Source organism: Pseudomonas profundi, from assembly GCF_008638305.1.
GTDB lineage: Bacteria > Pseudomonadota > Gammaproteobacteria > Pseudomonadales > Pseudomonadaceae > Halopseudomonas > Halopseudomonas profundi.
This window is the reverse complement of record NZ_VTPZ01000001.1, coordinates 650,247-662,940: the sequence shown is the minus strand read 5'-3', so window position 1 is coordinate 662,940 and position 12,694 is coordinate 650,247. Positions and strand designations below refer to the sequence as shown.

Annotated in this window: 16 protein-coding genes; 11 read left to right on the top strand and 5 right to left on the bottom strand. The window is 56.4% G+C overall.

Features of this window, described 5'->3' with window-relative positions; genetic code table 11:
* Window positions 1-192: 192 nt before the first annotated feature.
* The gene (locus FZE95_RS02990) at window positions 193-618 is read right to left on the bottom strand and encodes a PA0061/PA0062 family lipoprotein (protein ID WP_150299310.1); all 426 of its coding nucleotides are present in this window, start codon (window positions 616-618) and stop codon (window positions 193-195) included.
* Window positions 619-850: 232 nt separating this feature from the next.
* Here FZE95_RS02990 and FZE95_RS02985 point away from each other — a divergent pair, with 232 nt between their 5' ends.
* Complete coding sequence (locus tag FZE95_RS02985) at window positions 851-1,702, top strand: SDR family NAD(P)-dependent oxidoreductase (RefSeq protein WP_190324472.1); 852 nt, start codon at window positions 851-853, stop codon at window positions 1,700-1,702.
* A gap of 50 nt (window positions 1,703-1,752) precedes the next feature.
* Here the strand turns inward: FZE95_RS02985 and FZE95_RS02980 are convergent, their stop codons facing one another.
* The 3 genes from FZE95_RS02980 to FZE95_RS02970 form a co-directional block, all read right to left on the bottom strand.
* Window positions 1,753-2,664, bottom strand: a complete 912-nt coding sequence (locus FZE95_RS02980; RefSeq protein WP_150299308.1) for an alpha/beta fold hydrolase — start codon at window positions 2,662-2,664, stop codon at window positions 1,753-1,755.
* Between the two features lie 222 nt (window positions 2,665-2,886).
* Window positions 2,887-3,309: an Sbal_3080 family lipoprotein gene (locus tag FZE95_RS02975; protein ID WP_150299307.1), complete on the bottom strand. Its 423-nt coding sequence runs from the start codon at window positions 3,307-3,309 to the stop codon at window positions 2,887-2,889.
* A gap of 168 nt (window positions 3,310-3,477) precedes the next feature.
* Complete coding sequence (locus FZE95_RS02970; RefSeq protein ID WP_150299306.1) at window positions 3,478-4,560, bottom strand: catalase family protein; 1,083 nt, start codon at window positions 4,558-4,560, stop codon at window positions 3,478-3,480.
* Between the two features lie 1,082 nt (window positions 4,561-5,642).
* Between FZE95_RS02970 and FZE95_RS02965 the strand changes: the two genes are divergently transcribed.
* The 4 genes from FZE95_RS02965 (at window position 5,643) to FZE95_RS02950 (ending at window position 7,033) form a co-directional block, all read left to right on the top strand.
* A complete protein-coding gene (locus tag FZE95_RS02965) occupies window positions 5,643-5,864 on the top strand; it encodes a TA system antitoxin ParD family protein (RefSeq protein WP_150299305.1) in 222 nt (73 codons plus the stop codon).
* A complete protein-coding gene (locus FZE95_RS02960; protein WP_223824935.1) occupies window positions 5,842-6,147 on the top strand; it encodes a type II toxin-antitoxin system RelE/ParE family toxin in 306 nt (101 codons plus the stop codon). Before FZE95_RS02965 ends, FZE95_RS02960 begins: the two co-directional genes overlap by 23 nt.
* A 209-nt stretch (window positions 6,148-6,356) precedes the next feature.
* Window positions 6,357-6,614, top strand: coding sequence for a type II toxin-antitoxin system Phd/YefM family antitoxin (locus FZE95_RS02955; protein WP_150299303.1), 258 nt, complete (start codon window positions 6,357-6,359; stop codon window positions 6,612-6,614).
* Window positions 6,614-7,033, top strand: a complete 420-nt coding sequence (locus FZE95_RS02950) for a type II toxin-antitoxin system VapC family toxin (protein WP_150299302.1) — start codon at window positions 6,614-6,616, stop codon at window positions 7,031-7,033. The genes FZE95_RS02955 and FZE95_RS02950 overlap by 1 nt, the downstream gene beginning before the upstream one ends.
* Window positions 7,034-7,297: 264 nt before the next feature.
* Here the strand turns inward: FZE95_RS02950 and FZE95_RS19575 are convergent, their stop codons facing one another.
* Entirely contained in the window at window positions 7,298-7,465 is a 168-nt protein-coding gene (locus FZE95_RS19575; RefSeq protein ID WP_190324471.1) for a hypothetical protein, read from the bottom strand.
* 78 nt (window positions 7,466-7,543) lie between these two features.
* Between FZE95_RS19575 and FZE95_RS02945 the strand changes: the two genes are divergently transcribed.
* The 6 genes from FZE95_RS02945 to FZE95_RS02920 all read left to right on the top strand — a co-directional run bounded on the left by FZE95_RS02945 (window position 7,544) and on the right by FZE95_RS02920 (window position 12,542).
* A complete protein-coding gene (locus tag FZE95_RS02945) occupies window positions 7,544-9,016 on the top strand; it encodes a flagellin (protein ID WP_150299301.1) in 1,473 nt (490 codons plus the stop codon).
* A 71-nt stretch (window positions 9,017-9,087) separates the two neighbouring features.
* Window positions 9,088-9,492 carry a flagellar protein FlaG gene (locus FZE95_RS02940; RefSeq protein WP_150299300.1) on the top strand — a complete coding sequence of 135 codons (405 nt, stop codon included), beginning with the start codon at window positions 9,088-9,090 and terminating at the stop codon, window positions 9,490-9,492.
* A 97-nt stretch (window positions 9,493-9,589) separates the two neighbouring features.
* Window positions 9,590-11,038 carry a flagellar filament capping protein FliD gene (gene fliD, locus FZE95_RS02935; RefSeq protein ID WP_150299299.1) on the top strand — a complete coding sequence of 483 codons (1,449 nt, stop codon included), beginning with the start codon at window positions 9,590-9,592 and terminating at the stop codon, window positions 11,036-11,038.
* A complete protein-coding gene (gene fliS, locus FZE95_RS02930) occupies window positions 11,039-11,407 on the top strand; it encodes a flagellar export chaperone FliS (protein WP_150299298.1) in 369 nt (122 codons plus the stop codon).
* A 447-nt stretch (window positions 11,408-11,854) separates the two neighbouring features.
* Window positions 11,855-12,235, top strand: coding sequence for a flagellar export chaperone FliS (gene fliS, locus FZE95_RS02925; RefSeq protein ID WP_150299359.1), 381 nt, complete (start codon window positions 11,855-11,857; stop codon window positions 12,233-12,235).
* A gap of 10 nt (window positions 12,236-12,245) precedes the next feature.
* Window positions 12,246-12,542 (top strand): flagellar protein FliT, encoded by a 297-nt coding sequence (locus tag FZE95_RS02920; protein ID WP_190324470.1) that lies wholly within the window; start codon window positions 12,246-12,248, stop codon window positions 12,540-12,542.
* Window positions 12,543-12,694: the final 152 nt, after the last annotated feature.

Here is a 12,694-nt window from a genome sequence, read left to right as displayed (position 1 = left end):
CAGCCTGAAAGGGGTTGTGGTGAACCATAGAATCTCCCACGGGTTTAACTTGAGTGAACTCGCTGACTTTGTCATTTCCACGAGGCCGTCGGGGGGGTATAGCGGATCACGTGCATACCGCAGCTATCCTAAAAATTTGCCTCCCAATCAGTGGGAGGCGCGACCCGCGGCGATTGCTTTTGCCCCACACCTTCAAACCCCAGGTCCACACCGCAACACCCTGGCACTGACCAACGACTCCCCTCCGGGCCCTTCCAGCCACCCGACAGTCGACCAGCCCAGCTGATTGGCCACCAGCCGATACTCATAACCCGCTTCAAACCCATCGTAATACACAGCCAAAATACAACTACGCCGTTGGATATCACCCAGCATGCCGCTCGCAGACGCACGGGCCGAGCTCTCATACCGATAGCGCACCTGTAGCTCATGCTCACCAGGCGGGATGTCATCAAACCGGAGTCCCTGGACCAGCTCCCCATCAAGCCGATAGGCACTGAGATGGTCGCCCGGGCGCATGGTGTCGAGGTTGATGCGCACCACGTCCGCCGGCACTGGCTCATGCGGGTGAGAGACGCAGCCGGTGAGCAGCAGTGTTAACAAAAGAAAGGCACGCATCGCAGTCTCCGTTTTGAAAAAGGGGCGGGCTGGTTTGGTGGAAAGTATGTTGAACGCAGCCGGCCAGCGTCGCTGAGCACACAAGCTACAACCAGCAATAAGCCATGCTGCTAAAGCTCAATCAACCAGGCGCATAGCAGTAGCCGCCACCGGAGCGGCAGGGCATTCTCACACACCGAATTCGATCAACTGCGCTTTGAATCGTTCAGAGCCCCGTGACAGGAGACTTCACATGCAGGATTTCAAGGGCAAGGTAGCGGTAATTACCGGCGGCGGCAGCGGCCTGGGGCGTGAGCTGGCGCTGTGCTGCGCTGCGCGTGGCATGAATCTGGTACTGGGCGATGTCGATGAAAAGGGCATGCAGGAAACCCTGCGCCTGGTGGAAGAAAAAGCACCCGGCACCGAGTCGGCCACCATGCGGCTGGACGTTTCCAAACTCGAGCAGGTACAGGCGTTTGCCGATCTGGCCAAGAGCCGCTTCGGCGGTGCCCACATCCTGTTCAACAACGCCGGTGTCAGCGTGGGCGGCCCGGTCTGGATGAACACCCAGGCGGATTGGGAATGGGTGATGGGAGTAAATCTCTACGGCGTGGTGTGGGGCATCAAGGCCTTCACCCCGATGATGATAGAGCAGGGCGAAGGCCATATCGTCAACGTCGCCTCCGCCGCAGGCTGGCTGAACGGCCCGAGCATGGCGGTGTACAACGCGAGCAAGCATTCGGTCGTTGCGCTGTCCGAAACGCTGGCGCTGGATCTGCGCGATGTGGGTGCTGAACAGGTCGGCGTCACGGTACTTTGCCCGGCGTTTTTCCCCACCGCCATCCACGAATCCGCGCGTAACCGTCCGGCTGATAAGGCTGACACCATTGTGCGTACTGAAGTCGCTGCTGAGCGTACCGCTGCGATTCAATCCGCCGTCGCCAAGGGCCGCATCAAGGCAGAGGACATTGCCGAGATGACGCTGAAAGCAGTTGAGGAGGATCAGTTCTACGTCTTCCCGCATCGCAAGATCAAGGATCTCATCAGGCTGCGCGCTGAAGCGGCGGGCGCTGAAAAAACCGTATTTGATTCGATGAATCCCTAGGCAGCAATATCCCGGCAAGCTCTGATACGAGCGTGCCGGGAGCAACACCCTCAACCAACCGAAGCCACCTTTCTGAACGGCAGCACGTTGGGCTGCTCCGCTACAGGCTGCTTGGCCTCGGCAGGTTTTGGTTTGGGTCGCGCCAACAGGAACCCCTCAACCGCACGACGTACTTCCCACCAGGCGGTGCGGTGTTCCATCTCCAGGAAGTGACCGCAATGCCGTACGGTCACAAACTCGGCCTGTGGCGCTAAGCCGCTGAATTTCCGCGCATCCTCCGGGCTGGTGTGCTGGTCCCACTCACCGTTGATAAACAGCAGCGGCACGTCGATGTTGCTCACACAGCGCATGTAGTTATCGGCCACCAGACTCTTCATCTGACGCACGTGGTAGAGCATTTGCTCATACTCGTGGTCCTCCAGCGTGCTGACGTGGCGGAAGTTGCAACGCTTGAAGAAGGGCGGCAGATACTCGCCAATGGTGCGGTTGATCAGATCGCCGACTTCCTCGCGATCCAGCGCAGCCAGGCAATCCTCAGCCGAGGCCAGGTAATCATGCATCGGCGCGTTGAGTACCGGTGAGAAAGATTCGATCACCGCCTGTTTGATCCGCTCCGGCCGTTGGGCCAGCGCCAGCAAGGTCGCCACACCGCCCCAGGAAAAGGACATGACCCGGTCCGCTTCAAAATGCTCGATCAGCTCAAGGAGAATAATCGCCTCGTCCTCCTTGCCGATCAAAGGCGGGCAGGGGTTGTACGGGCGGGACTGCCCGGCGTAAGGCATGTCGAACAGCACCACGTTGAACAGCGGCTGCAGGTAACGCAGCGTCTGACCAAAGGACGCACTGGTCGCCAGCGAACCGTTCACCAGAATGATCGTGCTGGTCGCGCCGGGGCAGGCGTAATAGCTGGTGTGCACCTTGAGGTCGCGGTGCACGCGAACGACCGCCTTGTTAGCATTCATGAAGCACCTCCGTCCGGGCGCGACCCGCTGCCGCGCCAATTGAGATGCTCCTAGCTAATCGTATCGGGATGACAATGCGGTTGCAGAGCGCTCCCGCTGGTCGAACTTCATCAGGCTGTCATAAAGGGTTGTCGTGCCTGGGGTGTAGCGCGCCTGCGCTACGCCATACGTCCAGCACCGGAAGCCGTTATCGATCGGTGCGCCGGCTTGACCGCACAGCATTTACGGCCGAAACAGCTCATCCACCAGCTCAACAATCTTCGGCTGCACCTGCACGTATTTATCCGGGTGCCCACGCCCGTTGCTGGCATCGTAGATCGCATGCCCCGCCGGCCTGCCGCCGCGGTATACCTGTATAGCCGCATAGGACATATAACTGCCGAGATCCACCGACCACCGCGCATCGTAGGTCAACGCCCACTCACAGGCCTGTGCCGCCGACCGGTTATGCACCAGACGGTAATTCACTTCTCTGGACGACAACGTCAGCAGGACGCTATCCAGCACCCCGCTGCGCACGCCGGGATTATTCACCACGCATAGTGGCGCGTTCGGTCGTTTATTGACGTGTTCGATCTGCTGCTGAATGGAACAGCCGAAGAGAGGGAGGGCAAGCGCGAATACAACAAACAGCTTTCCGTGCATTGTGGATCCGTATCAATCATAGCGGCGGGCATGATGCCGATGCGGGATCGATTTGCCAAGCGTGAATTGCCCGGAGGGTTCGTATGCTTCCCACACCAACCCTCTATTGTGCTTAGCAAGCGGCCTTCCGATCTGGTTTGCGCAGCTCATTGGCTGCGGCATCGCCTGTCATTCCGGCTCGTGGATTGGACAGCCGTTATGTGTCGCGCGAAATCCTGCAGACATTTCGTAGGCAGGTTTACGTGCTCGCATAATTCCACCGAGCGGGCGATGCGCGGCCAGCCCGTGCCAGGGGCTGAACGACATCCCGTCATCGATGCGTCTGGCCAGTTCGTCGGACCAGCCTTTTTGCGGTTTCAGCTCGATACGGCCTACCGGAACGTACGGGCTCTGTTCTTCCGGCCATTCCACGGTGGCGTCTTCGATGGGCATTGCCTCCAGGTCGGTGGCCAGTTGTACGCGCACTTCCCAGGTGCCGCCGTGGTTGGCGAAGTGTTCGGTGATTGCGTCGCGCAGAGCGTTTGAACCGTCCTTCAGGTCCAGCGGCTTACCTTTGAGCCGCTGCAGATCGGGCGAAATCGGCGCCACGCTCAGCTTGGCGAAATACGGACCCCAGAGCATTGGTACGACGCTATAGTAAGTTTCGCCGAGCATGTTGGTCGCCGGATGCCCGCCCAGTCCCTTGAGCGTTGCGCTCTCACCACCGGCTTTCTCGATCAGCGATTCGGCGCCACGCAGCGCCGCAGACAATACCTGTTTGGCCTGTGGCGCCCGGTCCGTGGTTTTCGCCAGCAGTTTCAACGAACGCGAGAAGGCCTTGATGTCCGGAGCCATGAACACCGGCGCGTTGACCAGTACGAAATCCTGCGTAGTGGCATCTTCTGAGCCCAGTAACCGCTCGCCCGCAATGCGCGTAATCTTCAGCGCCATCCCACGCGGTGTGGAAACCTTGTCGTCGAGGATGTCGCCCGGATTGGTCGACAGACGCATGATGAGCGGGAACCTGCCCGGCCGGGCGAAGGCGCCCTGAGCCAGTTCCTCAGGCAAATCATCAAGGACGGTCAGCTCGCCTTCCAGCAAGCCATGACTCTTGGCGTGGACGCTGCGGATCGCGTGACCACCGTCGGCGTAGGTGGTCTCCAGGATGTGCCGTAGCGAGTCGATGATCTCCTGTTGAACCGCCGCTTCGTTGTCGTCAACTTGCTCAAAATGTGGCTCGAAGGGCAGAGGGCGTATCGAAAGGTGTGCCATGTGCTGTCTCCAATGAGTAAAGGCAGGCGCTCATTGAATGGACAGGCTGGATCGAGGCTTGTTCGTTTGCGTCATTCGGCTGACCTGTCGGTTCAACTGACCCGAATGCCTTTGTGGGGTAACACTTATTGTGTGGGAGCTTTTGTGGGAAGAGGTAACACCCAAGGGGGTGAAAGGTAACACCGGTTGGGTTGTGAGCTCGACTGGCAAACGCGTAAAGAATATAACTATTTGATTTATAAGTATTATTTAAACCTGGCACGCGATCTGCTTTGTTATCAGTACAACAAAAATAAAAATTGCAAACATACTAATAAAAACAAGATTCAGCTCCACACATAAAAAGAATAAAACGTGCGAGTGCAGCAAACTGATTTTTTTGGAGAATGGGAAGGTCTCTTCCTGCGCGTCCAAAGCAATCCGCTTGCTTTAGGCAACCCGGGATGGGTTTCACGGGGTGGCAATGCCGCCCAGCTCAAAAAAACAAGAAACAGCTCGAGAACAACAAGAACAACCAAGGGGGAGCGAAAGCTCCCCTTTGAGCTTTCTGCAGTTTGGAAAAATCCCTTCTCTGTCCACCGGTGCTGTATTGGCCGATTGGAATAGCTCTTCGAGTATCCGTCGACTAGCGCCAACAACGCAGCGAAACGTTCATCTGACCCCGGTTTTAAACCCCGGTTCTAATAGGCGAGTCGTTGCAGCCAGCGAATAGCCGGATCAGCCATGGATCGCTCAAGGGTTGTTATCGTGGCGGTTAGCTTATCCGCTAGCGCTATGGAGGCCAGTCGCTACCCAGCCAGCGGCAACCGACTGGCGCCTACGATTAATCTCCAAAACGCCGTCCCTGGGAATGGTCGAGTTCCACCTCGACCGCAACGGTAGCAGCAAGCACGCAGGCCGAGATGGGGCTCGGCCACTCCCAGGGAGCCAGGGAGCGCGCCTGGCGGCGGCATCGTCTCGATCACACAAGAAATAAACCTTTCCCCTTATTTGCAATTTCTCCTCAATTTGCGCTTGCGCTCAGGCTGTAGCAATTCGCCTCAATTGATACAAAATGCCTCATACCACCTAGCGAGGTAACTATGAGCACAACCAGCGTACGCCTTGATGACGAGCTCATCGAGAAAGCAATCATCATCGGCCGAGCATTGAGCCGGAGTACACCCAAACAGATAGAACACTGGGCCAAAATCGGCGAGATGATGGAAGATAATCCCGATCTGACCTATGAGTTGGTGCGGGAGGCCATCATCGCCAAGTCCGAGAAGGAAGCAGGCAAGCTTGAGAGCTATTCCTTTGGCTGAGATAACGGAGGTGGTTCAAACGCGGGTCTTCGGCAACGCGCTCAAGCGTCTTCATGCTAACCAGAAACGGGACCTGGACGCCGCCATTCGTGAGTTAGTGGCCAACCCAGATCTAGGCGAGCAGAAGAAAGGCGAGCTTGCTTTTCTGCGAGTCTATAAATTCAAGATGGTCAATCAGCTGACTTTACTCGGCTATAGCTATGAAGAGGACGCGGTGGTTCTGTATCTCCTCGTCCTCGGGGCGCATGAGAATTTCTACCGCGACGTGAGAAGAGGTGGTTAACGGATGCTCGTGTTCATCTGGTTTATTCTCATCTGGCTCAGAGGTCCGCATTTATTCCTGATGAACCACTCCGAAACGTTCATCTGACCCCAATTTCTCCCACAATTTTTCCACGGAGAAACGTTCATCTGCCTTAGTTTTGCGGGATTGCTGTACTGGCAAGGAAGTAGTAACGTATCTACATATACTAGGGCGAGCGAGGTTAGGGCATGACTACTATTACCACGGTATCAAGCCGGGAGTTCAACCAGGCGGCCAGCGAAATAAAACGGGCCGCAAATAATGGCCCGGTCTTTATCACTGATCGTGGCCGACCGGCGCATGTACTGTTAAGTATTGAGCTGTGGCAGCGTTTGACCGCAAGCCACACAAAAATAGCCGATTTGCTGGCGATGCCTGGGATTGATGACGCGGAGCTGGAAATTTCGCGTTCGCGTGAATCGGCACGACCTGCGGACTTTTCCTGATGTTTCTGCTCGATACCAATGTCATCTCGGAGCTGAGAAAAGTGAGATCAGGTCGAGCCGATACTAACGTGGCACAGTGGGCCGACAGTGTGGATGCCGTGGATTTGTATGTATCTGCAATCACGGTACAGGAACTGGAGATGGGTATCCTGTTGGCCGAGCGCCGTGATCCTCCGCAAGGCGCTATTTTTCGAACCTGGTTCGACAGCCACGTTTTGCCTGCTTTTGCGGGGCGCATCCTGCCGGTGGACACAGCGGTGGCGCAACGTTGCGCTGCGCTTCATGTCCCCGATCCGCAGCCGGCGATGGATAGCCTTATCGCGGCTACCGCTTTGGTGCATGGTATGACGCTGGTAACGCGAAACGTTGCGGACTTTCAGTCATCTGGCGTGGCGCTGCTCAATCCTTGGGAGCCATAAATGTACCTGACTTCTTTTTCTCGAGACCAGTTGCAGATCGGCGGGATAGTTTTCAGGACTAGACAGCCGGCAACCTATCGGCGCGGAAATGTTCATCTGACCCCAGCTCCACAGTTGTGGTCCCCGAACCGCAGGTGGATGTAGATCAACGCCGCTGGGTTTCCTGGGAGGTTCGAGCACCAGCTCGTACGGTTTTCTCCGAAACGTTCATCTGACCCCAATTTATTCCCTGACCCCAATTTATTCCCTGTCGGGTCCAACAGCCTATCCAGTCAGTTTCCCCGCCGCTTCCCTAAAGCTTTGCCCGTTCTGCCCGATAACCTTCATGTTGGCGGCAGCTGCTTTCTGGCGTGTCAACCCGGCCAAGAACGATTTTCTAAAAAGATTAAAGCTCCTGGCCAGTACGCCGATAAAGGGATTGAACGCGAACATTATGGATGTCTGGGCGAGTCCTGACCCATGAGTCGCTAGCTCAGACAAACATTGATTTGGTCAAACGGAGACTTACCCATGGCCCTTACAGTAAACACTAACGTAGCTTCGCTTAACGCCCAGCGTAACCTGGGTACTTCTTCCAGCAACCTCGCAACCTCGCTGGAGCGCCTGTCCTCCGGTTCCAAAATCAACAGCGCCAAGGACGACGCAGCTGGTCTGCAGATCTCCAACCGTCTGACCAGTCAGATCAACGGCTTGGGCGTTGCGGTCAAGAACGCCAACGACGGTGTCTCTATTGCCCAAACAGCTGAAGGCGCGATGCAGGAGTCTACAAATATTCTGCAGCGCATGCGAGATTTGGCTCTGCAGTCAGCTAACGGTTCCAACAGTTCAGAAGACCGTGGCGCTCTGCAGAAAGAGGTCGACTCACTCCAGTCGGAACTCAGCAGGATTTCAAATACCACTTCATTCGGTGGGCGCAAGCTTCTAGATGGGTCCTTCGGTTCCGCCAATTTCCAGGTCGGTTCTCAGGCAAACGAGACTATCAGTGTCAGCATGTCCAATACCTCCGCTGATGCGATCGGTCGTACCTATAAGAGCTTTGATGGTGCTACCACGCTGACGGCTACTGTCGGGGCGGGCACTGAGGCAGCAGCTGGTTCCTTGTCGCTTACTATCGGTGACGAATCTCATAGCATCTCGCTGAATGCTGACATGACAGCTGAAGATGTGCAAAACAAGATTAACAACCTGGCCGGCATCAGTGACGTAGCGGTGACTCAGGGGGCCGCTACTCCTGCTGTGGCAGCCACTGCAACCATTTCCGGCTATACTCAAGCTGTGAACGGCGCTGCTACCTTGCAAATTGGCGGGCAGTCGCTGGATTTGACTTCGATTGCTAATGCCGGCGATCTGGCAACTGCTATCGATGGTATTGATGGCTATACCGCAACAGAGGCCGCTGGCACCATTTCAATTACCGGTCCTGCAGATGGTAGCCAAATCAGCATGGCAGTTGACCTCAGCGATGGGACCACTACAGCGGGTGGACTCACTATTGAAGGTACTGCTTACGCCGTGGGCGGCACAGAGACAGGTACTGAAACCGTAGACGGTACCGCCGCCATTGCAGCGGATTTCACGGTCGATCTGACCAACGCGAAGCTTGATGTGGGCATCGATGCTGTGAGTGTCGGAGGAACATCGATGGCCATTGCTGCCGGCACTACATTCAAGTCGGTTGCTGGCGTTGATATTAGTACCGCAGCTGGCGCTCAAGACGCGATTTCAATAATCGATGCCGCGATTGGTGGAATCGATGAGCAACGAGCCAGCCTTGGTGCTGTGCAGAACCGCTTCGAATCGACCATCAGTAACCTTCAGAACATTTCTGAAAACGCAGCCGGTGCCCGCAGCCGCATCATGGACACCGACTACGCAGCCGAATCTGCCAACATGACCAAGAACCAGATCATGCAGCAGGCCGGTACTGCGATGCTGTCCCAGGCGAACCAGCTGCCCCAGGCTGTTCTTAGCCTGCTGGGCTAAGGCATCTGGCGGTAACGATGCGGGGAGAGGGGTGACCTTCTCTCCGCTTTTTCCTATGCGAGGTCAGTACCATGGATATGGGCACTTTCAAACCGTTGGAAATCAACCGTAGCAGCATCAGTGCTGCGCCGGTCGAGGCGGGCCTCACCAGCCGTACGCACAACTCCCAGATGGAAACGGCGCAGCTCAAGTCGGCGATGTTGCCGGTAGGGACGCAATCTCCAACTGCCGTTGAGCAATCCACTGAAGTTGATCGCAATGCGTTGGATTCAGCCGTGATCGATATTCAGGATTTCACGCAGTCGGTTAGTCGTGATATCGATTTCCAGCTGGATGATTCCACGGGGCAGGTTGTTATCAATGTGACCGAGCGTTCAAGCGGAAATGTGATTCGCCAGATCCCCTCTGAGGAAGCGTTGCGCCTGGCTGAGAATATTTCCGAAATCCGCAGCCTGTTGTTCAAAGCGGAAGCCTGATTTTCAAGCCGGTTCAGCTGGCACGTAACTTGCCTTATGACCGGTAACGCTGTTCGGATTCAATATCCGTCAAAATTTTGGTCGGAAGGATATCAACATGGCTATTACAGGAATCGGTTCGGGCATGGACATTCAGGGCATGGTCAATGCTCTGGTCAATGCCGAGGCTGCGCCGAAGACCGCCCAGCTCAATCGTCTGGAAAAGGCGACCACCGCCAAATTCTCCGGGCTCGGGCAATTCCGTAGCGCCATTTCTGATTTCCAATCCGTCGTGAAGGACCTGAATAGCGCTTCGCTGTTCGAGAAGCGTACTGCTACCTCCGGCAAAACCGATGTGTTCAGCGTGAAAGCTGACAGCAAGGCGGTAGCTGGAAACTACAGTGTTCAGGTGTTCAATCTGGCGCAGACCAGCAAGGTGGCGCTGAAGGGCCTGGATGACCCGGCTGCGTCGCTGGGCTCAGGCAAGCTCACCATCAACGTGGGTGAAGAGAGTCTGGCCGTCGATATCGCCGAGGGCAGCAGCAGCCTGACCGACATCCGCGACGCAATCAATGCTGCGGGTAAGGAGCAGGGGCTCAGCGCGACCATCGTGACCGATCCGGGTGGAACCGGTGGCTCCCGGCTGGTGCTGAGTTCGACCAAGTCGGGTACAGGTAACGATATTTCGGTGGTCGCAAGCGACTACAGCGGTACGCTCAACGACCTTGATTTTACCCCGCCGGCGCCGGACGCAACTTTTACGCCGCCTGACGTTACCGATCCGCGAGCACCCAAGGTCATCAGTTACGCCCGCGATGCCAATCTGGCCGTGGACGGCATAGCGATAAGTAGCCAGAGCAATACGGTTTCTGATGCGATCGACGGCGTAACCCTGACGCTGCAGTCAGCCCAATCGAAGGAAGAGATCGAGAACGCCAACACCGTCAGTCTGGCCGTCGGAGAAGACCGCGCGGCGGTGAAGTCATCGCTGAAGAAGTTTGTCGATGGCTATAACAAGCTTATGAGCACGGTCGGCTCCCTGACCAAAGTGACTGCGGTCGGGGGAGATGATGGCACGCCGCTTACTGGTGCGCTGGTTGGTGATGCATCGGTCCGCTCATTCATGTCGGGCATCAGGGGCGATCTGGGTAATCCGGCCGGCACCAGCGAGATGAAGATTCTCGCGGACCTGGGCATATCCACCCAGCGCGACGGGACCCTGAAGATTGATGACGCCCGGCTGGACAAAGCGCTTGATGAAAATTTCGGTCAGCTAAGTGGCTTCCTCACTGGCGAAAGCGGGCTGATGTCACGGCTTGAGAGCACCGTCAAACCCTATACCCAGACTGGCGGGATTCTCGAAAGCCGCACAAAGGGACTACAAAACACACTCAGCAGTGTGGACGACCAGCGTGAGACTCTTACGCGTCGAGTCAGCAAGCTCGAAACGCGTCTGCTCAGCCAGTTCAATCAGATGGATTCGCTGCTCGGGCAGATGAACCAGACCAGCAATTTCCTGGTGGGAGCGCTCTCCAACCTGCCCGGCGTCGTAAAAAAGGATAACTAAGTGACCAGCCCCATCGATACCTACAAGCAAGTCAACATCGCTCAGGAAGTTTCTCAATATCGCGCCGTGCAGCTGTTGCTCAACGGCGCCATCGAACGGCTTAAACTCGCGCGCCACGCGCAGGCTACGGGTAATCCGGAACGCCGTGGCACGGCTGTGAGCAGCACCATCAGTATTATTGGCGCATTGCAGGGCGCCTTGGATAAGGATCTCGGGGGTGAGATTGCGGAGAACCTGGATGCGCTATACGACTACATGACTCGCAAGCTGGCGGGCGTGGCGCTGGATGATACGCCCCGATCGCTGGATGAAGTGCAGGGGTTGCTGGAGGAGATCAAGGAAGGTTGGGACTGGATTGAGCCAAAGTAGAGCGTTGTGAAACCAGTTTAATGGCATGCCCCGGTTTATAGGCCGGGGTTATTGTTTCTGAAAGGCGGTTTTTGCGGTGTGGTGCTTCGGGCTGCGTTCGAATGGGCTGATCGGTTTGGTGAGCTCGGCGTAGCGCAGGCGCGCTACATCCCCGGGGTGGCTTCTTTCGGCGATTTATATTGGTGGCCTGGCCGCTGAACTTGGCACGTTGATGTCGATGATCCGATAGACCGCAGGCTTTCCCTGGGGTTGTAGAGCGCCTGCTCTACGACAGGGTGTGGAGGTTGTCCACCAACCAGTATGGGCTCCTGCGAGTAGATGCTCCGGCACGGCAAATGTTGATGAAGCGAGCGCCTCTATGCCCATCAAACATATAAAAGAGCCTTCAAGTTTTCCCCGTTCTGCCGATATATCAAGCATGTGCAATACACTCCAGGATATTTCGTAATGAACGCCTACGCCGCGATGAAGCAGTACCAGACCGTTAACGTGAACGCCCAGGTGACTGAGGCTGATCCGCATCGTTTGATCCAGATGCTGTTCGAGGGCGGGCTGCAACGAATTGCTCAGGCGAAGGGTGCCATGCAGTATGGCAACGTTGCATTGAAGGGTGAGCTGATCGGTAAGTCGATCGGTATTGTTAGCGGGCTGCGTGAGTCGCTTGATATCAAGAAGGGTGGCGAGATGGCGGCTAACCTGGATAATCTTTATGCTTTCATGATTCAGCGCCTGAGCCACGCCAATCTGAAGAATGATCCGGCCGTGCTCGATGAAGTGGCTAATCTGTTGCGCGAAATCAAAGAAGGCTGGGATGCAATCCAGGCCTGAGGAGACGGACATGGCTGTTGCAGTCAAGCAGTTGGAAGAGGCGCACGAGGCGTTGATCGCCGCCGTGCAGGGTGGCGACTGGGAGCAGGTCGGCGAGCTGGACGCGCTGTGCCGGCTGCTGGTCAGTCAGGCGATGGAGCAGCCGGACCGCAACGAGCAAGCCCTTGCCGAGACGTTATCTTCGCTATCAGAAACCTATAAAGAGGTCATTGCGCTGTGCCAGGCAGTGCAAGGCAAACTGGCCGACGAACTGCATGGGCTGCAACGCAGCAAGCAGAGCGCCAGGGTTTATCAGATGTTCAGCTGAAATGGCCGCGCCAGACGGTATGCAGGCATTTTGCCTTTATGTCAGTCTCGTCGCGCCAACTATTTGACTCGCATCACAAATCTGCTATCTTTGACGCATCTTTCAAAAGGCATGGCATTGCGCCATCAAGCCAGCGATCGGCTGCCTGTGAA

Excerpts from the sequence above, each read along its gene's own strand:
- FZE95_RS02920 (WP_190324470.1), top strand. The coding sequence starts at position 12,246 with ATGGCTGTTGCAGTCAAGCAGTTGGAAGAGGCGCACGAGGCGTTGATC.
- FZE95_RS02990 (WP_150299310.1), bottom strand. The coding sequence starts at position 618 with ATGCGTGCCTTTCTTTTGTTAACACTGCTGCTCACCGGCTGCGTCTCT.
- FZE95_RS02980 (WP_150299308.1), bottom strand. The coding sequence starts at position 2,664 with ATGAATGCTAACAAGGCGGTCGTTCGCGTGCACCGCGACCTCAAGGTG.
- FZE95_RS02955 (WP_150299303.1), top strand. The coding sequence starts at position 6,357 with ATGACTACTATTACCACGGTATCAAGCCGGGAGTTCAACCAGGCGGCC.
- fliD (WP_150299299.1), top strand. The coding sequence starts at position 9,590 with ATGGCTATTACAGGAATCGGTTCGGGCATGGACATTCAGGGCATGGTC.
- FZE95_RS02965 (WP_150299305.1), top strand. The coding sequence starts at position 5,643 with ATGAGCACAACCAGCGTACGCCTTGATGACGAGCTCATCGAGAAAGCA.
- FZE95_RS02940 (WP_150299300.1), top strand. The coding sequence starts at position 9,088 with ATGGATATGGGCACTTTCAAACCGTTGGAAATCAACCGTAGCAGCATC.
- FZE95_RS02950 (WP_150299302.1), top strand. The coding sequence starts at position 6,614 with ATGTTTCTGCTCGATACCAATGTCATCTCGGAGCTGAGAAAAGTGAGA.
- FZE95_RS19575 (WP_190324471.1), bottom strand. The coding sequence starts at position 7,465 with ATGTTCGCGTTCAATCCCTTTATCGGCGTACTGGCCAGGAGCTTTAAT.
- FZE95_RS02945 (WP_150299301.1), top strand. The coding sequence starts at position 7,544 with ATGGCCCTTACAGTAAACACTAACGTAGCTTCGCTTAACGCCCAGCGT.
- FZE95_RS02975 (WP_150299307.1), bottom strand. The coding sequence starts at position 3,309 with ATGCACGGAAAGCTGTTTGTTGTATTCGCGCTTGCCCTCCCTCTCTTC.
- FZE95_RS02970 (WP_150299306.1), bottom strand. The coding sequence starts at position 4,560 with ATGGCACACCTTTCGATACGCCCTCTGCCCTTCGAGCCACATTTTGAG.
- fliS (WP_150299359.1), top strand. The coding sequence starts at position 11,855 with ATGAACGCCTACGCCGCGATGAAGCAGTACCAGACCGTTAACGTGAAC.
- FZE95_RS02985 (WP_190324472.1), top strand. The coding sequence starts at position 851 with ATGCAGGATTTCAAGGGCAAGGTAGCGGTAATTACCGGCGGCGGCAGC.